The organism is Paenibacillus sp. 1011MAR3C5, from assembly GCF_003591485.1.
Lineage (GTDB): Bacteria > Bacillota > Bacilli > Paenibacillales > Paenibacillaceae > Pristimantibacillus.
Genome location: NZ_QZCF01000004.1, coordinates 107573 through 132823 on the forward strand (window position 1 = coordinate 107573; position 25251 = coordinate 132823).

At 51.9% G+C, this 25251-nt stretch carries 30 protein-coding genes, 1 tRNA gene and 2 pseudogenes; 26 read left to right on the top strand and 7 right to left on the bottom strand.

Going from position 1 to position 25251, the window contains the following annotated elements:
* The first annotated feature begins 130 nt into the window (after positions 1 to 130).
* The 22 genes and pseudogenes from D3P07_RS14225 to D3P07_RS14325 all read left to right on the top strand — a co-directional run bounded on the left by D3P07_RS14225 (position 131) and on the right by D3P07_RS14325 (position 16749).
* Complete coding sequence (locus tag D3P07_RS14225) at positions 131 to 529, top strand: OsmC family protein (protein WP_119800903.1); 399 nt, start codon at positions 131 to 133, stop codon at positions 527 to 529.
* A 311-nt stretch (positions 530 to 840) separates the two neighbouring features.
* Positions 841 to 2130, top strand: a complete 1290-nt coding sequence (locus D3P07_RS14230; protein ID WP_119801202.1) for a histidine--tRNA ligase — start codon at positions 841 to 843, stop codon at positions 2128 to 2130.
* A gap of 69 nt (positions 2131 to 2199) precedes the next feature.
* On the top strand, positions 2200 to 2595 hold the full coding sequence (locus D3P07_RS14235) for a class I SAM-dependent methyltransferase (RefSeq protein ID WP_119800904.1): 396 nt from the start codon (positions 2200 to 2202) through the stop codon (positions 2593 to 2595).
* A 141-nt stretch (positions 2596 to 2736) separates the two neighbouring features.
* On the top strand, positions 2737 to 3435 hold the full coding sequence (locus D3P07_RS14240) for a YjjG family noncanonical pyrimidine nucleotidase (protein WP_119800905.1): 699 nt from the start codon (positions 2737 to 2739) through the stop codon (positions 3433 to 3435).
* A 92-nt stretch (positions 3436 to 3527) separates the two neighbouring features.
* On the top strand, positions 3528 to 3872 hold the full coding sequence (locus D3P07_RS14245) for a YojF family protein (protein ID WP_119800906.1): 345 nt from the start codon (positions 3528 to 3530) through the stop codon (positions 3870 to 3872).
* A 22-nt stretch (positions 3873 to 3894) separates the two neighbouring features.
* Positions 3895 to 4554, top strand: coding sequence for a bacillithiol biosynthesis deacetylase BshB2 (gene bshB2 / locus D3P07_RS14250; RefSeq protein ID WP_119800907.1), 660 nt, complete (start codon positions 3895 to 3897; stop codon positions 4552 to 4554).
* An 18-nt stretch (positions 4555 to 4572) separates the two neighbouring features.
* The gene (locus tag D3P07_RS14255) at positions 4573 to 5235 is read left to right on the top strand and encodes a phosphatase PAP2 family protein (protein WP_119800908.1); all 663 of its coding nucleotides are present in this window, start codon (positions 4573 to 4575) and stop codon (positions 5233 to 5235) included.
* A gap of 135 nt (positions 5236 to 5370) precedes the next feature.
* On the top strand, positions 5371 to 6189 hold the full coding sequence (locus tag D3P07_RS14260; protein ID WP_259391505.1) for an ABC transporter permease: 819 nt from the start codon (positions 5371 to 5373) through the stop codon (positions 6187 to 6189).
* Positions 6186 to 6968, top strand: coding sequence for an ABC transporter permease (locus tag D3P07_RS14265; RefSeq protein ID WP_119800909.1), 783 nt, complete (start codon positions 6186 to 6188; stop codon positions 6966 to 6968). The genes D3P07_RS14260 and D3P07_RS14265 overlap by 4 nt, the downstream gene beginning before the upstream one ends.
* A gap of 16 nt (positions 6969 to 6984) precedes the next feature.
* Positions 6985 to 7977, top strand: coding sequence for an ABC transporter ATP-binding protein (locus D3P07_RS14270; RefSeq protein WP_119800910.1), 993 nt, complete (start codon positions 6985 to 6987; stop codon positions 7975 to 7977).
* Between the two features lie 51 nt (positions 7978 to 8028).
* Positions 8029 to 8955: a TIM barrel protein gene (locus tag D3P07_RS14275; RefSeq protein WP_119800911.1), complete on the top strand. Its 927-nt coding sequence runs from the start codon at positions 8029 to 8031 to the stop codon at positions 8953 to 8955.
* Positions 8956 to 10027: 1072 nt separating this feature from the next.
* Positions 10028 to 11065, top strand: a complete 1038-nt coding sequence (locus tag D3P07_RS14285; protein ID WP_119800913.1) for an ornithine carbamoyltransferase — start codon at positions 10028 to 10030, stop codon at positions 11063 to 11065.
* 91 nt (positions 11066 to 11156) lie between these two features.
* A complete protein-coding gene (locus tag D3P07_RS14290) occupies positions 11157 to 11351 on the top strand; it encodes a TIGR02452 family protein (protein ID WP_119800914.1) in 195 nt (64 codons plus the stop codon).
* Complete coding sequence (locus D3P07_RS14295) at positions 11320 to 11724, top strand: TIGR02452 family protein (protein WP_259391506.1); 405 nt, start codon at positions 11320 to 11322, stop codon at positions 11722 to 11724. The genes D3P07_RS14290 and D3P07_RS14295 overlap by 32 nt, the downstream gene beginning before the upstream one ends.
* 167 nt (positions 11725 to 11891) lie before the next feature.
* The gene (locus D3P07_RS14300; RefSeq protein WP_119800916.1) at positions 11892 to 12332 is read left to right on the top strand and encodes a GNAT family N-acetyltransferase; all 441 of its coding nucleotides are present in this window, start codon (positions 11892 to 11894) and stop codon (positions 12330 to 12332) included.
* Positions 12333 to 12335: 3 nt separating this feature from the next.
* The gene (locus tag D3P07_RS14305; protein ID WP_119800917.1) at positions 12336 to 12701 is read left to right on the top strand and encodes a DUF4180 domain-containing protein; all 366 of its coding nucleotides are present in this window, start codon (positions 12336 to 12338) and stop codon (positions 12699 to 12701) included.
* A gap of 293 nt (positions 12702 to 12994) precedes the next feature.
* Positions 12995 to 13456, top strand: coding sequence for a GNAT family N-acetyltransferase (locus D3P07_RS14310; RefSeq protein WP_119800918.1), 462 nt, complete (start codon positions 12995 to 12997; stop codon positions 13454 to 13456).
* 232 nt (positions 13457 to 13688) lie between these two features.
* A pseudogene (locus D3P07_RS27580) lies at positions 13689 to 14936 on the top strand (family 8 glycosyl hydrolase); the annotation flags it as partial.
* 21 nt (positions 14937 to 14957) lie between these two features.
* Positions 14958 to 15164: pseudogene (locus D3P07_RS27900) on the top strand (fibronectin type III domain-containing protein); the annotation flags it as partial.
* A 30-nt stretch (positions 15165 to 15194) separates the two neighbouring features.
* Positions 15195 to 16028: a discoidin domain-containing protein gene (locus D3P07_RS27585; RefSeq protein WP_259391533.1), complete on the top strand. Its 834-nt coding sequence runs from the start codon at positions 15195 to 15197 to the stop codon at positions 16026 to 16028.
* A 190-nt stretch (positions 16029 to 16218) separates the two neighbouring features.
* On the top strand, positions 16219 to 16407 hold the full coding sequence (locus D3P07_RS14320) for a DUF3934 domain-containing protein (protein ID WP_119800919.1): 189 nt from the start codon (positions 16219 to 16221) through the stop codon (positions 16405 to 16407).
* Positions 16408 to 16443: 36 nt separating this feature from the next.
* Complete coding sequence (locus D3P07_RS14325) at positions 16444 to 16749, top strand: hypothetical protein (RefSeq protein ID WP_310732554.1); 306 nt, start codon at positions 16444 to 16446, stop codon at positions 16747 to 16749.
* Positions 16750 to 16911: 162 nt separating this feature from the next.
* Here D3P07_RS14325 and D3P07_RS14330 read toward each other — a convergent pair whose 3' ends face one another.
* Positions 16912 to 17442, bottom strand: coding sequence for a hypothetical protein (locus D3P07_RS14330; protein WP_119800921.1), 531 nt, complete (start codon positions 17440 to 17442; stop codon positions 16912 to 16914).
* Between the two features lie 158 nt (positions 17443 to 17600).
* Here D3P07_RS14330 and D3P07_RS14335 point away from each other — a divergent pair, with 158 nt between their 5' ends.
* Complete coding sequence (locus D3P07_RS14335) at positions 17601 to 18200, top strand: DUF2087 domain-containing protein (protein WP_119800922.1); 600 nt, start codon at positions 17601 to 17603, stop codon at positions 18198 to 18200.
* Positions 18182 to 18601 (top strand): secondary thiamine-phosphate synthase enzyme YjbQ, encoded by a 420-nt coding sequence (locus D3P07_RS14340; RefSeq protein ID WP_119800923.1) that lies wholly within the window; start codon positions 18182 to 18184, stop codon positions 18599 to 18601. The genes D3P07_RS14335 and D3P07_RS14340 overlap by 19 nt, the downstream gene beginning before the upstream one ends.
* Positions 18602 to 18668: 67 nt before the next feature.
* Here D3P07_RS14340 and gluQRS read toward each other — a convergent pair whose 3' ends face one another.
* From gluQRS to D3P07_RS14360, 4 genes are all read right to left on the bottom strand, one after another.
* A complete protein-coding gene (gluQRS, locus tag D3P07_RS14345; RefSeq protein WP_119800924.1) occupies positions 18669 to 19631 on the bottom strand; it encodes a tRNA glutamyl-Q(34) synthetase GluQRS in 963 nt (320 codons plus the stop codon).
* A 99-nt stretch (positions 19632 to 19730) separates the two neighbouring features.
* Positions 19731 to 19807: transfer RNA gene (locus tag D3P07_RS14350), tRNA-Asp, on the bottom strand.
* 113 nt (positions 19808 to 19920) lie between these two features.
* Positions 19921 to 20238 (bottom strand): YnfA family protein, encoded by a 318-nt coding sequence (locus D3P07_RS14355; protein WP_119800925.1) that lies wholly within the window; start codon positions 20236 to 20238, stop codon positions 19921 to 19923.
* A gap of 374 nt (positions 20239 to 20612) precedes the next feature.
* Positions 20613 to 21332, bottom strand: a complete 720-nt coding sequence (locus D3P07_RS14360; RefSeq protein ID WP_119800926.1) for a hypothetical protein — start codon at positions 21330 to 21332, stop codon at positions 20613 to 20615.
* A gap of 133 nt (positions 21333 to 21465) precedes the next feature.
* Here D3P07_RS14360 and D3P07_RS14365 point away from each other — a divergent pair, with 133 nt between their 5' ends.
* Together D3P07_RS14365 and D3P07_RS14370 are read left to right on the top strand one after the other, a co-directional pair.
* Positions 21466 to 22338, top strand: coding sequence for a gluconate 2-dehydrogenase subunit 3 family protein (locus D3P07_RS14365; protein ID WP_397334591.1), 873 nt, complete (start codon positions 21466 to 21468; stop codon positions 22336 to 22338).
* 26 nt (positions 22339 to 22364) lie between these two features.
* Positions 22365 to 24080: a GMC family oxidoreductase gene (locus D3P07_RS14370; RefSeq protein ID WP_119800928.1), complete on the top strand. Its 1716-nt coding sequence runs from the start codon at positions 22365 to 22367 to the stop codon at positions 24078 to 24080.
* Between the two features lie 121 nt (positions 24081 to 24201).
* Here D3P07_RS14370 and tatA read toward each other — a convergent pair whose 3' ends face one another.
* Positions 24202 to 24405, bottom strand: a complete 204-nt coding sequence (gene tatA, locus D3P07_RS14375; protein ID WP_119800929.1) for a twin-arginine translocase TatA/TatE family subunit — start codon at positions 24403 to 24405, stop codon at positions 24202 to 24204.
* Positions 24406 to 24436: 31 nt separating this feature from the next.
* Positions 24437 to 25216 carry a twin-arginine translocase subunit TatC gene (gene tatC / locus D3P07_RS14380; protein ID WP_259391507.1) on the bottom strand — a complete coding sequence of 260 codons (780 nt, stop codon included), beginning with the start codon at positions 25214 to 25216 and terminating at the stop codon, positions 24437 to 24439.
* Positions 25217 to 25251: the final 35 nt, after the last annotated feature.

The window sequence follows — 25251 nt, forward strand, 5'->3', positions numbered from 1 at the left end:
TTCATCGAAAAATAACGGAAAACATAGAAATTTGTTTTATAAAAGTTGAACTAAAGATGCGTTAGGAGCGTTCTATTGATATCGCCAAATCTCTATGGCTTGCCGCTCGGTGCAATGAAAGGAGATTATCATGACTACCAGAATCCAACTGATGAATGGACAAAATGAAATCTATAACGAAGCCGGCTTGCAATTAATCGGCAGCAACGGGCCTAACCAAAGCGGGCTGTCGCCCAAGGAGCTGCTGGAATCGGCGCTGGGTCTCTGTGTTTCGATCTCTCTTCAGAAGACGTTGGAGAACGACCGGATCGAATTTGAGCGCTTTCCGTTCAGCGTCGAAGTGACGGCAAGGAAGACAGACCATGAAGTTAATGCTTATACCAATTTCAAAGTGCTGGTGAAGCTTCCTGCCACAATCGAGCCGGAATACAAGGAAAAGCTGATCGCCATTGTTGAGCAGGCATGCGCCATCAGCAATTCCCTAAAGAGCGAAGTCGCCATAGAGGCGGTCGAATACCATCTATCTTAATATAGGGGCGCATCTATAGGAACTGGGATAATCTCAGCGGTAATGCCTGAATAGGGCAGGCCGCCGCTTGCATGAACGTATCCTATGCGATATAATCGGCATTAATTTACGTTATGAAGGGGTTTGTAGCTATGCGTATACCCAGGCTGAATCAACTTCATCATCACAAGCAGCGTTAGCACGCCTGATTGAATCAGGGCGGGCTAACGCATTTCGCGTTGGCCTCCCTGCGAGATATGGAGCGCGCAGGACCAAGAGGTCCTGCGCGTTTTTTTATGTTCACACCTCAATTCAAAAAGGAGCTGGCAGTTATGCAAAACGTAAAAGGAACCTATGATTTTATCGGACCGAATCAGGCGCTTAGAAAAAAAGTACAGGATGTGCTCGCGGAGCTATTCGAGCTGTATGACTTCAAGGGAATGGAGACGGCGGTACTCAATGAGCTGGACCTGCTCGCATCCAAATATGCGGGAGGGGATGAAATTTTGAAGGAAATGTACAGGCTGTCCGATCAGGGCGGCCGCAGTCTTGGCCTCCGCTACGACTTGACTATTCCGTTCGCGAAGACCATTGCGCTCAATCCGGGTCTGGAGATGCCGTATAAGCGTTATGAGATCGGAAAAGTGTTCCGCGATGGCCCAGTCAAGCGGGGACGCCTTCGGGAGTTTCTGCAATGCGATGTGGATATGGTCGGCATAGCCGGTCCTGAAGCCGAGGCTGAGCTGATGCAGCTCGCTGTTGATGCGTTTGGACGACTAGATATGCCTGTTGTGCTCCGGTGGAATAACCGGCGCTTTCTAGGAGAGGCGCTTGCAGCAATGGGGGTTCCGGAGGACGAGTTGTCCTCTGTTATGCTGACGCTTGATAAGCTTGCCAAGATCGGTCTGGCAGGCATGGAGCAGGAACTGGCACAGAAGGGAATCTGCGATGGCGTCAAGCAAGCGATTCTGGCGTTCGCTTCAGGAGAGAAGCTGACTTTGGAAGCTATCGCATCCCGGTACGGCATTTCGGATTCGCAAGGCACGAAGGAGGCTGCGGCGCTGGATGGACTGATACGCGAGCTTGGCCTGGAGCAGACGTGTATCTACGATCCGTTCCTGTCCCGCGGGCTATCCTTCTATACCGGTACGGTGTACGAAATATTTGATGCGAGCGGCGTGTTCACCGCAAGCCTGGGCGCAGGAGGGCGTTATGATGCCATTATCGGGAAGCTGGTCGGCAGGGAGGATGTGTCTTACCCTACGGTAGGTCTCTCTTTCGGAATGGAGTCCATCCTGGAGATGCTCCGGGAGCGGCCGGTTGTACTGCCATCGGCGCAAGCGGTAGTCGTGCCGATCGGCGAGGAGGGCAAGACCGGAGCATTGAAAGCCGCGGCGGAGCTGCGGCGTGCCGGCATTCGAACCGCTTTGGAGACGGCCAACCGCAGGCTGAAGAAGTCACTGGCCGCGGCTTCAGCCAAAGGCATACGTTATGCTGTGCTTCTTGGAGGCGATGAAGCGGCTAAGGGTGTGGTGCGGCTGAAGGATATGCGGGAGTCGAGGGAGTTTCTGCTATCTGTACAAGAGGCGGCTGCAACGATTCTGGCACAATCTTCTGGCTAAGCACTGCGAATACTCGAACGGGATATCGTGGACCTGCGGCGCCTGTGATATGATCGAGGAAAGAAAAGGATGAATAGAAACAAGCCGGAGGAGATTTATCGGGTATTGAAGCCGGGCGGCTTATTCATTACGCAGCAAGTCGGCGGGCAGAACAACCGTGAGCTGTCCCGCTTATTACTAGGCGATGGTGCGATGGTCGTGGACCCGCAGTTCAATCTGGCGAACAGCTCGAGAGAGCTTGCGGCGGCGGGATTTACCATCCATGATAGCGCGGAGTTTTTCCCGGAGCAGCGGTTTAATGATGTAGGGGCCTTTGTTTATTTGGCGAAAATAGCGGAGTGGGAATTTGCCGGGTTTTCCGTCGAAAAATGTTATAATGAGCTATGCCTGCTTCAGGAGAAGGTCGAGAAGGATGGACACTTTATGAGCAGGAAACACCGATTTTTTATGATAGCCAGCAAGTAAGCGGAGTAACGGGAGAGCTGATGCTGCGGCAGGATACCGTGCGTGCGGATCCAGCTTGCCGATTCGCTCATTGCGAACGTTCATTTGCGCCCGGAAAACTTGCCGCTTTTTCGACGTACAGATTGCAGGAGGATTAATATCATGTCTTATGATGTCATTTTCTTTGATGCCGACGATACGTTGTATGATTACGCGCAATCGGAAGCTTATGCATTGGCCGAATCATTCCGTGAGGCCAAACTGGAGGTATCCGAGCAGCTGACAGGCAGCTACAGGACGATTAACCAGCAGCTGTGGCGGGAATATGAACAGGGCGCCATTGATTTGGCCTTGCTGCGCAGCGAGCGATTCGCGAGACTCATTGCCGATAACGGCTTAACGATCCCTTGGACAGCCGAGGAATTCAGCCACGCGTATTTGCGATACTTGGGAGAGGGCTCGTTTCTGATAGAGGGAGCTGTCGAGATATGCCGGGAGCTTCTGACTGGCGGGCACCGTCTTGCGGTCATTACGAACGGAATCAGGGAAGTCCAGCTCAGTCGTATTGGCCGGTCGGAGCTTGCAGATGCCTTCGAGCATATTATTGTATCGGAGGATGCCGGCATCCAGAAGCCGAATCCGGCCATCTTCGACTTTGCCTTTGCGAAGCTGAATCTGACGGGTAGCCGGAATGCGCTTATTGTCGGTGATTCGCTAACCTCGGATATGCAGGGCGGCATCAATGCGGGCATTGATACGTGCTGGTACAATCCGCTTAGGAAACCGAATACGACTTCGGTCAAGCCGAAGTATGAAATCCATCACTTGAGCGAGCTTAGAACCATTGTCGGTCTAGGCTAGTCAGGGCCGCCAGTCCAGGCTCGGTCTGGACTAATGTCCAGTTCCAATTAAAGTCTTTTGCAGGCATGATTAAGAACGAGAGGAAGAGTTCGATGCAGCTTATCCAACCATTGAAAGTTCAGCAGCTTATAGACAAGCTTAAAGATCAAGACTTGTATGTTCATATCGAGCAGACAACGGGAGCCTATGCCTCCCACATCGACAGCTCGAAGCATCCTGCCGCTTCGTTTCTGACTAACGCGAGGATTCGCTACAACCATGGGTCCATTTCGGGAAGCGGGCCCTACCGGGTTGGTCTCAAAATGGCACACGGCTGGGTGTACTCGGAAGGGCTGACGCATTACGAGGACGCAGAGACCGAACGGCTTATTATGGCAGGCCACGACAGCCAAGGAAAACTGATCGTAGCTCTGCAATTAAGCCCGGAGCCCTTCTAAGCGAGAGGAGATGAATCATACAATGGAACAACAAATTTTAGTTGTATTGCCGCATCCGGATGACGAAGCGTTCGGTTTGTCCGGCACGCTGGCGATGCAGATTCATAACGGGGCGCGCGTCACGTACGCTTGCCTGACACTTGGCGAGATGGGCCGCAATATGGGCGTCCCGCCGTTTGCGACGCGGGTGACGCTGCCTGCGATTCGGAAGGCTGAGCTTGAATCCTCCTGCCAGGCGATTGGCATACAGGATCTCAGACTGCTTGGCTTCCATGACAAAACGATCGAATTCGAGGATCAGGAGCTGCTGGAGGCGCGGATCAGCGAGCTGATCGAGGAGCTGTCTCCATCGCTTGTCGTGACGTTCTATCCCGGTTACAGCGTGCACCCGGATCACGACGCATGCGGTGCGGCGGTTATTCGGGTCATTGGCCGGATGCCGGCTGAGGAGCGGCCGACGGTACATTGCCTGGCGTTCTCGCGCAATCATGAGGAAGCTATCGGACGTCCTGACGTTCACTATGATGTGAGAGCTTTCTTGAAGCAGAAGCTTGCTTCGATTCAATCGCACCGTTCCCAGTTTCAGGCGGCTGAGCTGCTCGGCAAGAATGAGCTGTCTCAGCATGAGATAGAAGCCAGGTTTGGAACGGAGCATTTTTGGACCTATCGATTTACAACTTAGAATACCGGAGGGAAATCCATGCTGACGAAGGAAGGAATGAAGAGGGTGCTTGCCCATCCGCTATGGATGCTGCTTGCTATTCCGACTTTAGGTTTGATTTACACCTTAATTAACCAGGAGCCGGTCCAGGTGTGGATGCTCTATACGGATTTGGATGATCTGATTCCGTTTATGAAGATCTTCATCATTCCTTACGCCATATGGATGCCCTTTCTGTATCTTACGCTTATCTTTTTCTTCTTCAAGGATCGTCCGACGTATTACCGGACGCTGCTCGCTTATGTCATTAGTGTCTTGATATGCTATGCCATCTATGCCATATTTCAGACGACCGTGCCGAGAGCGGAGCTGGAAGGCAACGACTTGCTGAGCTGGCTGGTGCAATTTGTGTATACGAATGACGCGCCGTTCAACTGCTTCCCCAGCATTCATTGTTTATCCAGCTATCTGCTGTTCAGAGCCGCCACCCAGTCGAAGGAAATCGGGAGCGGTACGAAGATTGGGATCGGCATCATCACATGGTCTATTATTTTGTCGACGGTATTCGTCAAGCAGCATGTGGTGATGGATGTATTCGCTGGCATTATGCTGGGTCATGTTATCTTCGCTTGGGCAGGCCGGCTGCTGAAGTCCCGCAGCAAAGCTGTGCATGAAGAGCAGCGTTCTTATTTGTCGCAGTGATATAGGTAGGAACGCCTAGTTTTATATACTTCCCCATGATTTTTATCACATTTCAATGGAATATGATGGTCCTTATAGACGAGGATAGTCGATTCCCTTAGAATATGTCGAAAAAGGATCATGGGGTGAATAAGCGTGGGGTTAGGCAGAACAGTCGGTTCCATGCAGGCAATCGGTCTCGCGACATACAAAGAATGGCTTGTATACCGATCGCACATGGCAGTTTCGATTTTTGTAGGACCGGTTTATTTCTTGACGCAATACTTCATATGGAACGCCGTCTATGACGGCGGAGCAGGTCAGATCAACGGCTTTACGCTGGAGCAGATGCTGGCTTATTTTGGCGTGGCTACGGTTGTTAATTATTTCATTTATGACTCTGCCGACTGGAATTTGCAAATGCTGGTGCGATCCGGACAATACGTCACCTTTGCATTGCGTCCGATGCCGCACTGGGTATATGCACTTGCTCAGAAGCTGGGGCATCGGTCGCTCGGGTTTCTGATCGAGTTTGTGCCTATTTTTTTTCTCTTCTTATTCGTATTCGGCATCAAGCTGGTGCCGGCCAACTGGCTCTGGGCGATCGTATCGATCGTACTTAGCTTCCTCATGAATTTCATCGTCAATTACTGCGTAGGCTTGACGGCTTTCTGGATCGTTCGCGCCGAGGGTGTCAGGCGGGTGATCATGCTGATTAAGGATATTAGCGCAGGCGTGTTCATCCCGCTTACGTTTTTTCCCGAGTGGACGCAGAAGGTGCTGTTTTTCCTTCCTTTTCAATTTATTACGTACGTTCCGTCCAGGGTATTCATCGGCGAATATGAGCTCGCAGGCTATTCCATGTCAATCCCTGCAATTGTGGCTTTGCAAGCCGTAGTGACGGCGATCATGTTTGGCATCATGCTGCTGCTTTGCCGCCAGGCGATGAGAAGGTTCACGGGGGTGGGGGTATGAACGGCATCCTTTCGTGTATCGGCGCAGTTATGCGCACAAAGATTGCTGTGCAGACGGCTTATCGCAGCCACTTCTTTCTGAGTCTCTTCCTGATGATTGCAGGCGATCTGATGGTGCCGCTCATTACGCTTCTCGTCTATCGCTCCGGCGTAGCATTCCCCGGCTGGACGCTGCATGAAGCGCTTCTAATCCAAGGCATATTCGGTATAGCCAAAGGGATCGCGTTCCCGCTCTTCTTCGGCATGGTCGGCACGACGCTGCGACTGGTTCGCCAAGGGACCTTCGATCTGCTGCTGCTCAAGCCGCGCTCCACGCTGTTCATGACCATGCTGAACGGGCTGGACCCGGAGGACTTCGGCAGGCTGCTTAGCGGAGGCGTCTTGTTCGGCTTCGCCCTGTCGGGCATCGCTGCGCCTGATCTTGCTGGATGGCTGCAATTCGCGGGATTGTTCCTTGCGTCGCTCGCTGTGCTGTGCGCATTTTCGCTATTCATGTCTGGCCTACTGTTCCGCTGGGTAGGGAGCAGCCGCGTTTACGATATTTTTGATTCTGTGACGAACTTCGGATTGTACCCCGGCACTATTTATGCCAAGTCATTCCAAAACATTTTAACCTTCGTTATTCCGGTTGGCCTTATTGCTTTCATGCCGGCTTCCGCCTTGCTGGGCCGCGCAGGCTGGGAGATGGCTTGGTCGGCGGGAGCAGCAGTAATGTTCCTGGTACTGGGCGTCGTCTATTGGAATTACATGCTGAAAAGCTATACAAGCGCAGGCGGATAAGGGGAGAGGATATCGAATGATCGAGGTAAAGCAGTTAACGAAAACCTATATGACGCATGAGCGGGGACATACGCTGCGGGAGACGGTCAAAAATCTGTTCAGCCGTTCCATGAAGGAAGTTCATGCGGTGAAGGAAATATCGCTCAGTGTAAAGCAAGGAGAGATGGTCGCCTTCCTTGGGCCGAACGGAGCGGGCAAGTCGACGACATTGAAGATGCTCTCCGGGGTGCTTCACCCGACAACGGGGGAAGTGAAGGCGCTTGGGCTTACGCCTTGGAAGCAGCGGAACGAATATGTGCGGCGGATCGGCGCGGTATTCGGGCAGAAATCTCAGCTTCTGTGGGACATTCCTCCTGCGGATGCGTTTTATATGAACAAGGCGATATACGGTGTGCCGGAAGCCGATTATAAGAGGCGATTGGACCAGCTTACGACCTTGCTGGACGTAGGCGAGATTATGCGCAAGCCGACCCGGCAGCTGTCGCTGGGCGAGCGGATGAAATGCGAGTTCATCATGGCGATGCTGCATGGCCCGGAGCTTGTGTTCCTGGATGAGCCGACAATCGGACTTGATGTCTTTGCAAAAGATACGATCCGCGACTTCATCCGGGATATGAACCGCGAGGGCGTCACCTTTCTTCTGACGACGCATGATCTGGACGATGTGGAGTCGCTTGCGGAGCGGGTTGTCGTTATTAATCACGGGCAGATTGTATTCGATAATACCCTGCATGAACTGCGGGGACGGCTTGGCGAGAAAAAGGCGGCGAAGGTGACGACGGAGGAGCCGTTGCCCGATCATACGATTCCTGGCGTTACCTTGCTCAAGCGGGTGAATGAAACGGAAGCGGAGCTGGAGATTGATACCTGCATATTGCCCTTGAAGCATTTCATTCGGCAGTTCAACGAAATCTATGGCATTCGGGACATGTCTATTGAAGCGCTGCCCATCGACTCGGTTATGAAGGAGCTGTATTCCAGCACAAAGAAGGAAGCGGTGTTGGTCTAAAGGAGAGGGAAGTGCAGCTTGGCTGGTCATCTTGAACAGGAGAGGTGTGCAATGAGGACTGCTGCGAGAAGTCGGTTTATCATCGGCCAATACGGCTCATTCGATTTCAAAAAGTACGAGCGAGACTTCCGCACAGGCTTCTTCGGCATAGAGGCTTGTTTGTTCGAGCGGGGGGAGGATGTGGAGCTGCTGCGAAGGGAAGCGGCTGCGTCCCGGTTTTCCGTAGGAATACATTTTCCGCTCCGACCCCGGAGAGGGGCAGTCCGTGATGCATTGTTTCTCTCCGAGAAGGAAGAAGTTCGCAGAGAAGCTTATGAGGCAATTGGACAGGAGCTGGAATATTTGCGGGCAAAAGAGCTTCATCCAGCGTATGTGCTCTTTCATTATTCGAAGCCGGTCATATTGGATGACCGGGTCGCTTGGAGCCAGTGGCGATTTGTGGATAAGAGGGAGTATGTGTATGAGGGCAGGTATTCGCTGGATGAGCTCAAGATTCGGAGCAGGTCGCTATTCGCGTGGTTGACGGATAAGGCGGCAGCGTACGGATTTAGGCCTATACTGGAGTTCGACGGACTGAGCCGGTACGTGTATGAGGATGAGTTTCTGATCGAATTACTGGAGCAGTATCCCAAGATCAGATTATGTATGGATACTGCGAGGTTGTATTTGCAGGAGCGGATTGATTGTCATTTTGATGCGAGAGCTGTTTTGCAGAAGTATGCTAAATATGCGGATTTGATTCACTTATCAAACCTGCAGCTGGACCCAAACAATACGGTGCTCAAAAGCAGATATCCAGCGCTGCCTACCCAGCATCCCGGTCACGGCTGGGCGCCGATCGAGGACTACCTGGATATCGCGCTGGGCAGCAATCCGCAAGTCAACATCATGTTCGAGCATCGTTCCGATCTCGTCAGCGACAAGGAGCTGGAAGCTTGCTACGCATGGGTTGAGCAATTGATGCTGCGGTATCTATAAGCAAATACAGTGAGCAAGTATAAGTCCCCCGCGGTTGCGCAGGGACTTTTTTTGTTTGCACGGCTGCAGTGGGAGGCTGCCTCGGCGCGAGCTGCAAGCCTAGAAACTCGTCTTGCAGTTATCTGGCTCGCCGCCGCGCAAGCTGCAAGCCTAGAAACTCGTCTTGCAGCCGACTAGAGCGCCGCCGCGTGAGCTGCAAGCCTAGAACCTCGTCTTGCAGCCGTCTAGAGCGCCGCCGCGCGAGCTGCAAGCCTAGAAACTCGTCTTGCAGCCGTCTAGATCGCCGCCGCGCGAGCTGCAAGCCTAGAACCTCGTCTTGCAGCCGTCTAGATCGCCGCCGCGCGAGCAGCAAGCCTAGAACCTCGTCTTGCAGCCGTCTAGATCGCCGCCGCGCGAGCAGCAAGCCTAGAAAGTCGTCTTGCAGCCGTCTAGATCGCCGCCGCGCGAGCAGCAAGCCTAGAAAGTCATCTTGCAGCCGTCTAGAGCGCCGCCGCGCGAGCAGCAAGCCTAGAACCTCGTCTTGCAGCCGTCTAGATCGCCGCATCGAGAGCAGCAAGCCTAGAACCTCGTCTTGCAGTCGTCTAGAGCGAGCCGGGAAAGTGCAAGCCGAAAAGTTCTGCTTGCCTCCATCTGAATCGCCACTGTTAATAGGAAAAGGATTGACAAGATTATCCTTTAGCTTTTAATATGTATAAATATTTATATTAATGCATATTTATTCACACGAGTAAAACAAGTTCCCGGTAGAAGCAGGATCGTTCAATCAGCAAGACGACGAAAGTTTGAGAAGTAATGAATTCGTTAGTAGGTAGAACAGCAGCTGTATATCGGCCAATTCACAAACGTAATCACAGCAAGCTGCTAAAAGTTGAGAAGAAGTTGATTAGTTAGTCGAAAGAGCAGCACTAGTTATCCGTAGTAGGAAATAGCTGAATAGAAGTTGATTAGTTTGTCGACCGAACAGCACCAGCTATCCGTAGCAGGCAACAGTTGAGCAGTAGCAGGTTAGTATGAGCCCGTAATGGTTAGTTAACCTTGCAAGTTGAACATCAATAAAAGGAGTGTATTCATTATGCCAAGACAGTCAAGACAACGTACAAGCCATGACATTCATCCAGCTTCGAGCAGCGTATCGCCGCATCATTCGATCCAACGGTCCAACAAGCCACTCAGCACCTATCCCAACCATGTTGTTTCATTGCAAGAATTCGATCGCGGCACGTTGATGCAGCTTATTCAGAAAGCGATCGAGCTTAAAAACAACCCCGAAAAAACGGACAATGCGCTGCATCGGAAAGGACTGCTGATGCTGTTTCAGAAAACCTCGACGCGGACTAGCCTTTCTTTTCAATCTGGCATGCATCAACTGGGCGGATATGCGGTCACGATGGACTGGGACGCCAGCAATTTCAGCTTGTCGCCTATTCAGTACGAGGCGAGGTATGTGTCGCGCAACTGCGATGCGATCGTAGCCAGGTTGAAGAACCATGCCGATCTGCTGGAGCTTGCCCAGTATGCCAACGTCCCCGTTATTAACGGCTGCTGCGATAAGTACCATCCATGTCAGGCATTGGCGGATCTGATGACCATTTATGAAAAGTCTGGCACGTTCGAAGGGATTACCTTAACGTACGTCGGTATCCATAACAATGTGGCCAATTCCTTGGTGGCAGGCTGCGTAACGCTTGGAATCAAGCTCCTTCTGGTGACTCCGATGGTGAACAAGCCATCATGGGACGAAGCGCTGATGCAATCGGCGCTGGCGAGTGGTTATGTGGAGCAGCTGGACAATCTACAGAATGCGGTAGCCCGGTCCCAATACGTATACACCGACACATGGATCGATATGGAGTTTTACCACGACGAGCATTATCAGGAGGAGAAAAACGAGCGGATTAGCCGACTGATGCCATTCCAGCTGAACAAGCAAAATTTGCAAGGCTCTACCCCTTACATTATGCACGACATGCCAGTGCATCAAGGGTTCGAGATTGAAGCTGCGCTGGTGGAATCGGCACAATCCATTATCTATGAGCAAGCAGAGAATCGGATGCACGCCCAGAAGGCGCTGCTGCTTTATTTGCTGAAGCGAGAGGAATATTTTGTTTAAACTATTTTTTCGCTAGGGCTGCAGCTTGAAATCCATTACAATCGACCTAATAAGCAGTAACGAATGCGGAAGGTTGATGAGGTGGAAGATCGTGAACAGAAACGTAGCGGCAAGAGTTGCCGAAGACACGATGGCTATATTAGAGCAAGGGCAATATCGGAATGCTCGCAATGAGACGGTGGATATCGGCGCAGCATTGACTCATGCGATTGATGAAGCAGTGCTTTATCGGATAGAGGACATTAGACAAACTGTTGTCGGCACTAAAGGCGGAGCGTTCGTATGATACGATTATAGAAGTGACGGAAGAAACTACTCTCGCGGCTGCAGCGAGGTTAGCGAAGGAAGAAGAGGAGATATGCTGTCTGAATTTCGCTTCGGCGAAGCATCCGGGAGGCGGATTTCTGACAGGAGCAAGGGCGCAAGAGGAAAGTCTGGCGCGCGCTTCCGGGCTCTATCCGACCATTGTCCAAATGAAGGAAATGTATAGCCATAACGCATGGCAGCGCATCTGCCTGTATTCGGACTATATAATTTATTCGCCGAAGGTTCCGGTATTCCGTGACGATAGCGGAGTCTTGCTTGATAAGGCCTATCCGGTTTCGATCATCACATCGCCGGCTGTTAATGCGGGCGTAGTGAGCGCGACGTCACAATGAAGAGGATGCGTTCAACTAGCAGGTCGCCAATAGTTAGCCATAAGCTGGGAATGCCAATCATAGTGCCCCCTTTTGACCCGATAATAGAGTGGTTCGATAGATTTGATAAGCGGTCGCATAGCGGTAAGCGTACAGGGGTTCATACACCAGACAAGGAGCAGGGAAACATGGAATATACCATCAAAGAACAAAATTCGGCAGAGTCCAAAGCATTTGTCCGGAATCGTCTTATTGCATTCAACAAGGATCATTTCCCGGCGGAATTGAGCGAAAGATACCGAGAAGTGAATTTGATTCTAATTGATGGGGATGGACGGACGTGCGGCGGGCTTATCGGCGAGATTTGCTGGAACTGGCTGGAGATCCACATCCTTTATATCGAGGAGTATGCACGCAAGCACGGCTGCGGCCGGAAGCTTATGCAGGAGGCGGAACGGCTGGCACGCGCGGCACAATGCGACTTTATCAAGCTGGATACGCTCAGCTTTCAGGCGCTCGATTTTTATAAGAAGCTAGGGTTTGAGGTATATGGCCAAATTGACAATGCCGGAGGATACACGCATTATTATATGAAAAAAGATCTTGAAGCCAAGGAAGGAGCGAAATAGAGTATGAACTTAACGATAGATGCGAAAGGCGACTCGAAGGTCGCGATTTTGTCCGGAGACGGCGTCGTCATCGTGAGCGTGCAGGATGCGCTGGATGCAATCATGAACGCTCATTATTTGGACTGCGCCAAGGTGCTGATTCGGAAGGAATTGATCCATGAGGATTTTTTCGAGCTGAAGACAGGGCTGGCGGGTGAAATCCTGCAAAAATGCACGAATTATCGCACCAAGCTGGCGATTGTCGGCGACTTCAGCGGCTACAACAGCAAAAGTCTAAAAGACTTTATCTATGAGTGCAACCACGGCCAAAACTTTTTCTTTAAGGCTACAGAAAAAGAAGGTTTAGAAGCGCTGCATGGTGCCGGTTGAATAGAAGGGCAGATGGGAGCAGCCTTGGCTGGCAAGCACATATACAGCAAAAACGATTGCTTCAAAGCCGACATGCAAAAGTGACAGGCAAAAGCGAAAGGTCAGCTCCGCCGCTCCGAATGGAAGACGGGCTGCCCTTTGTTATGGCCTTTTCGTTTGAACTTGCGGTATATAGACAATTCCTATTAGAAGGAAATAGACCATGCATATTCCGTTATGCTACATTGGTCGGGTAACGATCTGAATCAGGTATGCCCGGCCCGGCACACATCTGAATCGTAGGAGAGACCAATATGATTGGAATTGAACATCATCAGAATCGGGGAGTTGCGGAGCAATTGCTGGCGGTTCAGCTTCCCGCATACCGAATTGAAGCGGATATAATCGGCTTCTGGGACATTCCGCCCCTTCGCGATACGGCGGAAACGATTATGAAAAGCAGCGAGACCTTTGTCGGGTACAGGCTGGATGGAGCGCTAGCCGGTTTTATTTCTTTTGAAGATGAAGGAGATGCACGGGATATTTGTCGTATGGTGGTTCATCCCGATTATTTTCGCAGAGGCATTGCCAAGTCGCTGCTGGCATATGTGCTGGAAGATGCAGGCAAGCATAAGAAGGTGAAAGTAAGCACGGGAGCCAAGAACGAACCGGCTATCGCGTTATACCGAAGCTTCGGCTTCGTGGATGCAGGAGCAATTGAGATTGCGCCAGAGGTCAAGCTAGCCCTGTTCGAGCTGCCCGCCATTCGACAATAGAGCGGAAGAATGACGAATTAATAGAGAGTTTGTAGGGTTTAGAAGAAAGTGTTTTCATGGGAATTGAAATGTGTTATTTTAAAGGCAGGTTTCGAAACCCTATTTTTTTGGTCAAAAAGTTTAAGCGCTTAAACTTATGGGCCGCGGTTAGCCAACATCCTAATCAAGGAGGCGTTGCAGTTTGTTTACTTCATCGTTATTCGGTTCACCGAGAGTGAAGTCCCTGTTTCTTCTGCTTCTGTGCTTGGCTATGGTCGTGTCGATTGGTTTCGTTCCAAAAGGCAATGAGGGTAAGGTTCACGCCGCAGGCGAGATGATGCCTTTCCCGCAGCAAGTCAGTTATTCCGGTATTATAAAGCCTAACCATGTGACGCAGACGGCCATGAATACCGCCGTAGCGTCCTACTATGATTACTGGAAAGGCAAGTATCTGAAAAACAATCTCTCCTCGCTTCCGGGCGGATATTATGTAAAGGGCGAGATTACAGGCAACCCGGACGGCTTTGTGCCGCTGGGCACGTCCGAGGGGCTGGGCTACGGCATGGTGATTACGGCGCTGATGGCCGGACATGATCCGAATGCCCAAACCATCTTCAATGGACTGTTCAAAACTGCACGCGCTTACAAGAGCTCGGGCAATCCTAACCTGATGGGCTGGGTTGTAGCGGACCATATCAATGCCCAAGGGCATTTTGGCTCTGCAACGGACGGGGATTTGGACATCGCATACTCCCTCCTGCTAGCTCATAAGCAATGGGGATCGAGCGGAACGGTCAATTATTTGGCCGAAGCACAGAATATGATTACAAACGGCATCAAAGCCAGCTATGTGACGACGAACAACCGTCTGAACCTGGGCGACTGGGACTCCAAGAGCTCGCTGGCTACGCGTCCTTCGGACTGGATGCTCTCCCATCTTCGCGCTTTCTACGAGTTCACGGGCGATCAGACTTGGAATAACGTCATCAACAATCTGTACAATGTCTACTCGCAAGTGAGCAACAACTACGCTTCATCGACAGGATTGATTTCCGATTTTGTCGTCAACAATCCTCCGCAGCCTGCACCTGAGTGGTACTTGAATGAATTCCAGCAGACGAATGCTTATTATTACAACGCAGCGCGCGTGCCGCTGCGCATCGTGATGGATTACGCGATGTACGGCGATACGCGGGGCAAGACGATTGCGGATAAAATCGCAGTCTGGATTAAAGGAAAAGCGAGCAACAGCCCTGCCAATATCCGGGACGGCTATCAGTTGAACGGCACAACGATCGGCGGCTATGCGACAGCTGTATTCGTATCGCCGTTTATCGCGGCGAGCACAACCAGCACAAGCCACCAAGCTTGGGTCAATGCGGGCTGGGATTGGATGAAGAACAAGCAGGAGAACTACTTCAGCGATTCCTACAACCTGATGACCATGCTGTTCATTACGGGCAACTGGTGGAAGCCGACAGCATCCTCGACGGATACGCAGGCGCCTACAGCTCCAGGCAGCTTAGCAGCTACAGCAGCTTCAAGCAGCAGTATTAATCTGACTTGGAACGCTTCGACTGATAATGTTGGCGTAACGGGCTACCGAATCTATCGCGGCGGCAGCCAGGTCGGCACGGCAACAGGGTTGTCCTATGCCGATTCTGGATTGTCTCCGAATACGAGCTACAGCTATACGGTAAGGGCGGTCGACGCCGCAGGCAACCTGTCCGGCAACAGCAATACGGCTTCTGCGACAACCTTGTCGGGTACGAATCCGCCTATAGGGTCCAATCTAGCCCTGAACAAAACGGCAACTGCAAGCTCGGTTGAAGGAACCGGCTTCGAGGCGTCCAGAGCGTTCGACGGCAGCAGCACAACGAGATGGGCTAGCGCGGAAGGCGTGGACCCGCAGTGGATCTACGTGAATTTGGGCTCTTCACAGTCTGTCAATCGCGTGAAGCTGAACTGGGAAGCGGCGTATGCCTCCTCCTATACGATTCAGGTGTCCAATGACAGCGGTACACCGACGAACTGGACAACAGTCTATACGACAACCACGGGCGACGGTGGCATCGACGACATTACGTTCACGACTCGCACAGCCAAGTATGTGCGTGTGCACGGAACAGTCAGAGGCACGCCATATGGGTATTCGCTCTGGGAATTCGAGGTGTACGGGGGCAGCACTGCCCCCTCTAACCTTGCGCTGAACAAAACGACAGCGACAAGCTCTGTGGAGACAGCAGGTCATGAAGGCGATAAAGCGGTAGACGGCAATGCGGCAACAAGGTGGGCCAGCGCTTACGGCGCAGCTCCACAATGGATTTATGTGAATCTGGGATCGACTCAAAGCGTCAACCGGGTGAAGCTGAACTGGGAAGATGCGTACGCTACCGCGTATTCCATTCAAGTGTCGAACGACAACGGCACGCCGACGAACTGGACGACAGTCTACAGCACCACGACCGGCAACGGCGCGATTGATGATGTGACCTTTAGTGCGACGAACGCCAAATACGTTCGCGTATATGCGACAACAAGAGCAACGGCATATGGCTATTCGCTATGGGAATTCGAGGTATACGGGGCTTAATGGATCGGGCTTGCATGCTTCTCGACATATAGACTTGGATTTGGCTCTGTATGAGGCTTCGGCTTCATGCGGAGCTTTTTTTGCGATTAATGAATGCCAAAGTTAGGATATTCATAGTAAGTAATCGAATTTTCACGTATAATGAAACGTACGACTTGAAAAAGACAAGTATTTGTTATGGAGTGATCATTTGAGCAAAGGAAAAAGTAAAGGCGGGACGGGCAGAGGAACGGACAAGAAAGGCTGGAACCGTTGGCAAGCTGGTGCCAGACGTGCTCAGAACGCGCCCAAGCCTTACAAGAGCAAAGGAACGAAGAGGAAGGATGGCACTGCTGCATCTGGAACGAAGAATAGCAGCGGCAGTAATTCCGAATCTTAATACAATAATGACGTATACAATCCAAGGAGTGGTAATTTGAGAAAAAACAAACCTATGTCGTTTGATGATCTGCTGGTTGAGCTGAAGGAACAAAAGGCGAATCAGGCGGAGCTGGAGCAATCCTCGCTGGCTTATCTGTTCAACGATTCGTTCATGAGCAAAAACTCCAATTGCAAGAGCATGCAGCAATTCCTCGAGAAGGGGAACTTCCAGGCTTACACGAAGGAAGATATGAACCTGATCCCTGAGGAGCTTCTTAATCGGCATGTTGCCAGAGAAACGCGGTTTTCGGATTGGAAATCGATGCTGAGTGCGGCGATGTCGGAGCAGCCGGTATCGTAATTTGCGGCAAGCGCGGCATATCGTTGCCGATTGCTCGCATGTTGTAACGAAGAATATACGCCTGGCTCCTTGAGAGCCGGGTGTTTTTCTTTTTAACACGATCAAGCATAAGAAAGACCGGTCAAGCAAAGGGAATTACCTGATCGGTCTATTGGCATGCCGTTATGGACGGACGATGATAAATTCGTCTGGATGAGCTCTAATATAGGCTGCGATGCTGCCAAGTGTTGCAGGCAAGGCTGAGAGCAGGTGATCATAATGGCCGGATACGATGGCGGACAGCTCTTTATCGTTATCCAAGTCATCAAACGAAACATTGAAATTCGTTATGCTTCGGGGATGCCCTCTTTCCGACAGAGCCGCTTCCATCGCCTTCACGATCTCCAGCGTGCCGCTGTCGCCAACATGCCGCAAGCTGGCTTGCAGTGCTTCCCATCGCAACGGGATCGCCATGAAATAAGCGCTCCACCAATACAGATCGGCTTTCGATTCCCGTATATGGCTGTAATACGTCCAAAACGCGAATAACGCTTGCTGTCCTTTGCTTAACCGGTTGTAGACCGTTAGGACGAAATCTCCGCCATTCCCTTCCACTTCCTTGTAGGCATTTATGAGCGGCGCAAAACAAGCGGCTCCAAGCGCCCGGTCATCCATCTTCTCCAATTCTTCTCTCACCAGGTTGGCAATGATCAATATATCCCCTCCGAAGCCTATTATATACAGAATTTGGTGAAGGCTTCAATGCTCTACTTGAGTTTGGCTATTTGACAAATGAAGGTATTTCGCATACTATAAATTTAATATATATCTAATTAGATGATTGTTAAAATGTAGAGAGGGCGACGATCAGCATGCAATTGGAGAAAGTAGTCAATTATCACAAGGCATTAGCCGATCCGACGAGAGTCAAAATTCTTATTTTACTTGCGGAAGGGGAGTTGAACGGGGGAGAGCTTGCTGAGAAGCTGTTCGTTACCCCTGCAACGATTACCCATCATGCGACGAAGCTGAGGGAAGCCAGTCTCATTAATGAGAGGCGCGACAAGAATACGATCTATTTCAGCTTAAACCATTATTTTATTAAAAACAGCGCTGCCGCAACGGAGGAGCTGATCTACCGCAGATCGGAGAAAGGAGTGGAAACGATGGAAGAGAAAAAGGAGGCGCTGCGCGCTTCCGTCATTCGCAATTTCTTCACGGCGGAGGGCAGGCTGAAGAACATCCCGAGCCAGTTGAAGAAGAAGCTGATCGTGCTGGAGCATATCGTATCCTCTCTGGAGAGAGGACGCACGTATAGCGAGAAGGAAATAAACGAATTTATAAAAGGTTATCACGATGATTTCGCAACCATTCGGCGTGAATTCATTATGCATCAGTACATGTACCGGGACAAAGAAGTATACGAGCTGAATCCGCAGGAGCTGTGGGCAAGATGGGAGGACTTGACGTGAAGCTGAGAACGTATCAAATCGCTACCCGCGAGCGGGATCAAATGGTGGAAGTGACCCATCAGGTGCGCGAAGCGGTCAGGGAGAGCGGTGTGCAGGATGGCTATGCGATCGTCTATTGTCCGCATACGACCGCTGGCATTGCCATTAATGAGAATGCAGACCCGGACGTTGTTCGTGATGTGCTGCGACGGCTTGATGAGCTTTATCCTTGGGAGCATCCGAAGGATCGCCATGCTGAGGGGAACACCGCTGCGCATATGAAGGCGATCCAGACGGGAACAAGCCAGATGGTGCTTGTTCAAGACAGCAGACTGGTGCTTGGCACCTGGCAGGGCGTATACTTCTGCGAATTCGATGGGCCTCGCACGAGACAGTTTCATGTGAAGACGATTGCAGGATAGGCTTGGAAGTCGTTCTTTGAAAGTTGATGATATAGGCAAACCCGCCTCCCTAGGAAGGCGGGTTTTGTCAGTGTCGAAGCCAATCGAGCATGCGCTGAGTGATCGCAATAGGCTTGTCATTGCAGCACAGCGGGTGATAGGCGGAAATAAGCTCATGCGCGGCAATGGGCTCCAATTGATCCGACCAGCCGGTTGTATAGGCGATAGCTCCGAGCAATCTCTCGGGAGAGACACCGTCTTCCCTTAGCGAAGCTAACGTAAGCGATTTGTCCCGCTTGGACAATCGCTTGCCGTGTTCGTCCGCGATTAAGGGGACATGCGAGAAGGCTGGCGGCGCAAGGCCTAGCGCCTCATACAGCGCCAGCTGCCGCGGAGTAGAGTCGAGCAGATCGGCTCCGCGAAGCACATCTGTAATGCCCATCGCCGCATCATCAATAGTTACTGCTAGCTGATAGCTGAATATGCCGTCAGCCCGTTTGACGATGAAGTCGCCTAAAGCTTCTCCGTCATAGCGCATCGTACCGCTCACGCCATCCTCGAAGACGATCGCTTCCTCCGGCATGATAAAGCGGAGAGAAGGCGTCTTCTTCTCCGCTTTGCTCGCGCGCTCCTCCGCGGTCAGATGGCGGCAGAGGCCCGGATAAGCGGGCCCCTCGGATGAAAGGCCATGCGGCGCGCTGGCGATGGAAGCGAGCTCGCTGCGGCTGCAGTAGCAGGGGTAGATTCGGCCCTTTTCTCTTAAAGTATCGAGCGCGGCTTCGTACAGATGCTCGCGCTTGCTTTGTTCATAGGGCGCGAAGGGACCGCCCATACGCGGCCCCTCGTCCCAGTCGATACCAAGCCATAGCAGATCGTCCTGCTGCTGCTCCGCAAAGGCCGGACGGGAGCGCGGCTTGTCGATGTCCTCGATGCGGAGCAGGAACTCGCCGCCGCACTGGCGCATTTGAAGCCAAGCCGATAGAGCGCTGAACGCATTGCCGATATGGAGCAATCCCGAAGGCGTCGGAGCAAATCGTCCGCGTCGCTTCATCTCAATCACACTCCTAGTAACATGCAAAAAAAGAGCAGGCATCGCCGCTCTTCATTGGTTCATATGTATAGCTCAGCAGTAGAGCATTTAAGTCGAAAATGGCGGAGCTGACGGGATTCGAACCCGCGGTCTCCTGCGTGACAGGCAGGCATGTTAGGCCTCTACACCACAGCTCCACACTTTCAAGGTGTCTCACAGACACAAACAGTATCTTATCATGAAGTCAGATAGTTTGACAAGTTATTTTTAGATATAGATGAAAATTTTTTGTTCGCATACCTTAACTTGCTTAAGATCGAGGGTATAGCATCACGAATACCCCTACGATACAGATCGCTGCGCCGACCCAGTCATACAGATCCGGTGTCTTGCGGTCGACGAGCCAGCCCCATAATACGGCTAGTACAATAAACACGCCTCCATAAGCGGCATAGACCCGTCCGAATGTAGGGAACGACTGGAAGGTCGCGATGATTCCATACATAATAAGCGCCCCGCCGCCAAGCAGTCCCAGGTAAGGCGACTTGCCTTCCCGGAGCCATAGCCATATGAGATAGCCGCCGCCAATCTCGGCGATGCCGGCTAGAATGAACAATAGAATACCCATGCAATCAATCCCTGCTTTCTGTTCCGCTATATCGCTACTTATGATAGCGGAAGTCGGCCGGGGTGTAAATCTGAGGAGGGAATGAGATTGGAATATGTGGGGGATCGTGAATCGGTGACGATTCATCACGCGATGACTCCGTTTTACGAGACTACACAGTCGCCGGTTCTGCCGAGTTCGACGTAGGTGAATTTGGGGAAGAGAAAGAGTATGAAGAGTTGATTGAAGCAGTTGGAGAGGAACTGGTGTTTACTGTCGCGCCATGATGGAGTTATATTTTCCACATACATGAAAGGACTGGCCCTATCCGTCACCTGGTAACAGGTCTGGAAGAAGTCAGTCCTTTTATGTTCGCCCCTGAAGGTTCAATAATCTTACTGCCCCGCTTGCTGCGTCATGTTCAGCAGGACGCGGATATCTTGCGCGATTTGATCGGGCGAGATATTGTCCGCTAGCGCGTCGTTTCTGATTTTGTCCACAGCTTGTACCGCTTTTTCGCCTTCCGCAAGGAGTATCTTCACTTCAGCACCCATCAATTGTTTGATTTGGCTTGCAGCGCTGCTTAAATTATCATGCTGACCGCCTGAGCCTTCTACCCCGCCAAGTCCTTCGCCTGGCGTATAGCCTGTAGACGACATGCCTTCGTTCTGACTAAGCACCTTTTGTTGAAGCTCGTCATATCTGGATGCGCTCGCTTCACGCTTGGCTGTAGCCAAGACGACCGTATCGTCGAAGACGAATACGCGCACATCCGGAATGCCTGCGCTGCTAAGACGCGATTCCAGATGAGCGGAGAATCCGTTCGCGTGCAGCCCGGAGCTGCCGATCATGCTGTAGACGGATGTGCCCAGGCCATACGTGGTTTGTCCCAGATTGTTGGTCGTATAGTTCTTCTGCCCGTTCTCGCTCGGAATCAGCGAGGAATCATTGATCGCATGGGCTTTGTGCGGTCCCTTGGGCATTGGCGATGCTTGCTGGGTAACCGTATTGTCCTGGTTTGTCCTATTGCCGTCGGTTGCCGGAGTCATGGCGCAGCCTGCCAAGGCTGCTGCGGACAGGGATGCGCAAGCGATCAACTTAACTGTTTTCATCATCAGATATCATCCTCCACTAAGGGTTCACTCGTTCGACGTTAGGATAGCCCTTCCTCTGAAATGAATATTCATGATCGGTTGGAAAATAATAAGCAGGAAGACAGCAAGAAGATCTATACAGGAGGTGCATGATGTGGTAGGGAACGATGGCAATGGGCTTGTAGCTGATAAAGAAACGGATCGCGAGGGGCCTTTGGTTCAAGCGAAAGAAGGCACAGTTAACGAGCATTCCGGATCGGAGCATGACAATGAGCAGGTTAACAACAACTCCCGCCGCAAGTTCTTGGTCAATTCCGGTTATGTGCTCGGTACGCTTGCGGTTGGCGGAGCGCTAAGCACAATATTCGGATGTACGGACAACAACGGCGGCAATGCACAGGAGCCAACGGCGACCCCGGATGGCGGAAAAGAAACAGAGAATCCGAATTACAACCGCGCGCTCATGTATTTTACACCGGCGCAATTTCGTATCGTCGACAGCGCGACGGAACGAATTTTCCCTGAAGATGACAATGGACCGGGCGCAAAAAAACTCGGAGTTGCGTTCTTCATCGACCATCAGCTCGCGGGGGACTGGGGCTTTAACGGCCGGGACTACATGAGTCCTCCATTCTTTACAGGCGAGAAGGTGCAAGGGTATCAGGGCAGGCTGAAGCGGAAAGAAATTTTCGATATCGGCATTCAGGAACTGGAGAATTACAGCTTGACGAAGTACAGCAAAGGCTTTGCCGAGCTGGAAGGCGCACAGCAGGACGAGGTGCTCAAGGTGTTCGAGAACGAGGAAGCCAATCTGCCGACCATCTCCGAAAGCTTCTTCTTCCGGACGCTGCGTACAGCTACGCTCGAAGGCGTATACAGCGATCCTCTTTACGGCGGCAATGCCAATATGGAAGGCTGGCGCATGCGCAGCTATCCGGGCTCGCAGATGAGCTATTTGAATATCATTGACAAAGAATTTACGCAGATTGAGCCGAGCAGCTTGCAGGCTCACTTGGCCTCGCACTAGCGAAGCCCACGAAAGGGAGGATCGATATGGCCAAGACATTGCCAAAAACAGATGTTGTCATCGTAGGCGTCGGCTGGGCGGGCGGCATTATCGCAGCAGAGCTGACCAAAGCCGGCCTGAATGTCGTCGGACTGGAGAGAGGCAAGGAGCGGAAGACCGAGGATTACTTCATGGTGCATGACGAGCTGCGTTATTCCATGCGCTACGAGATGATGCAGGATTTGTCCAAAGAAACGATCACATTCCGCAGCAACGAAAAGGTGCGCGCCTTGCCAATGCGGCAATACGGTTCCTTCCTGCTGGGAGACGGGCTAGGCGGCTCCGGCATTCACTGGAACGGCCAGACGTACCGCTTCCTGCCATATGACTTTGAAATTAGAAGCAAAACGATTGAGCGCTATGGCAAAAACAAAATTCCGGCGGATATGACCATTCAGGATTACGGCATTACGTATGACGAGTTGGAGCCGTATTATGACAAGTTTGAGAAGATGGCAGGCATCTCCGGGGAACCCAATCCGCTAGGCGGCAAGCGCAGCGGTGAATATCCGACCCCACCGATGAAGAAGACACAGGGGATCGAGATGTTCACTGAAGCGGCGAAGAAGCTGAATCTGCATCCCTATATGATGCCCGCGGCCAATCTGTCCGAGAACTACACGAACCCGGACGGCGTTGCGCGGGCAGCCTGCCAATATTGCGGCTACTGTGAGCGCTATGGCTGCGAATACGGAGCCAAGGCCGATCCTGTCGTGACGGTTATTCCGGTAGCGAACAAGACGGGCAAATTCCAGATCCGCACCCATTCCAATGTGCGCCGCATCATCCATAAAGGCGGCAAAGCAACCGGCGTTATGTACATAGATGTCACCACAGGCGAAGAGATTATTCAGCCTGCCGACATCGTGGTCGTGACGAGCTACGTATTCAACAATGTTCGCCTGCTGCTGATGTCTGAGCTGGGCAAGCCTTACGATCCGTCCAGCGGGAAAGGCGTTGTCGGCAAGAACTATGCGTATCAGGTTATCAAGGGAAGCGCGGTAGGCTTTTTTGAAAATAAACAATTCAATACATTCGCGGGCGCGGGTTCGCTCGGTGTCTCGATCGATGACTACAATGGCGATAACTTCGACCATTCCGATGTCGACTTCATTCATGGCGGCGTTATTGCGTTCAGCCAGACGGGCGCTAGGCCGATTCAGAACAATCCGGTCCCTTCCGGCACGGCAAGCTGGGGCGCAGAATTCAAGAAGCAGTCGCTGCATTATGCCAACCGTACGCTTGCGGTCGGCGCGCAAGGCTCATCCATGTCCTTCAAGCAGCATTACATTGATCTTGATCCCACGTATAAGGATACGTTCGGCGATCCGCTCATGCGCATTACATTCGACTTCCGCGATCAGGACAAGAATCTGGCGAAGTATCTCGCAGAACGCTGCAACGAGATCGTGAAGGAAATGGGCGCCGACAAGGTGGATTACCTGAAGGAGCTTGGCCCATACGAGATTATGTCCTACCAGTCCACACACAACACGGGCGGCGTCATTATGGGGGCCGAGCCGGGCACATCGGCGGTCAACAACTTCAGCCAAATGTGGGATGCGGACAATGTATTTGTTGTAGGCGCGAGCAGCTTTCCGCAAAATGCGGGCTACAACCCGACGGGGACTGTGGGCGCTTTCGCTTATCGCACGGCGGAAGGCATCCTGAAGTATAGACAGTCCGGCGGACTGCTGGTGTAGGAGGAGAGAGCCCGGAGCTGCTATAATCTGTGCGGCTCCAGGCCAGTTCTCATCTATAAGCAAAGAAGAAGGCCGATCCCGGATGATGCGGGATCGGCCTTCTTCATGTTCTTTATTCTGCCTAGAGAAGCTTTTCCAGCTCATCGGGCTTGTCGATTCTCTGTGTGCCTGTATCGTCCTCTACGATGCCGCGAGTTGAGCTGCGGAATTCGCGAAGCGTATCGCCGAATGCCCGCCCGAGCAGCGGAAGCTTGGCAGGGCCAAAGACGATAAGCGCGATCAGCAGAATAATAATTAACCCGGAAACGCCAATATTGTTGAACATGGGTCAAAACTCCTTTTTTAGTTGAATTAACTTAAGTAGGGGACGGAGCGGCAGTGGACATTCTTTTGGCAAAACGGCGCGATAGAAACGCACTGATCTCGAAAAGCATGAGCAGCGGTACGGTCACAGACAAATGCGAGACAAAATCCGGCGGAGAGATGCAGGCCCCTACGACTGCAAGCCCTACGTAGGCGTACTTGCGAGTCGCGGTCAGTCTCTCCGGTGTCAGCAGTCCGAGTCTGGTCAGGAACAGCATGACCAGCGGCATCTCGAATGCAATGCCAAGCGGAAAGACAATGCTGAACATGAACGAGAAGTACCGGTCGATGCCATACGTCTCTACGGCGCCTATGTTATGGTTCATCTCCATCATGAACTGCATCATCATGGGGAAGACGAGGAAGTAGCTGAAGGACACGCCAGCCAGGAACAACAAGAAGGAGACGGGCACATAAGCGAGAGTTCCTTTGGCCTCGATTGTTGTTAATCCGGGCCTGACGAAAGCCCACAGCTGATAGAGCAGGACGGGCAAAACAAACAGGATCGCGAACAGAAACGCGCAGCGCAAGTAGATGAACAGGCCGTCTGTGAACGAGAAGACATTCCATTCAACTGATTCAGCTGTTGGACCTGCTTTGATGTAACGCAAGATATGGGGGGAAGCGTACAAGCCTCCGCACATTGCCCCAAGGAAGCTCACGGCTACGACAATTAGCCGCTTTCTCAGCTCCGCCAAATGACCGATAAGATCCTCCTGCTTATTCAATGGCATCACCTCAGCAATTCGAAAGATTTTGCTAAATACTGTCATGACCTTACCTTATGATGTCCACCGTACGGATCGTT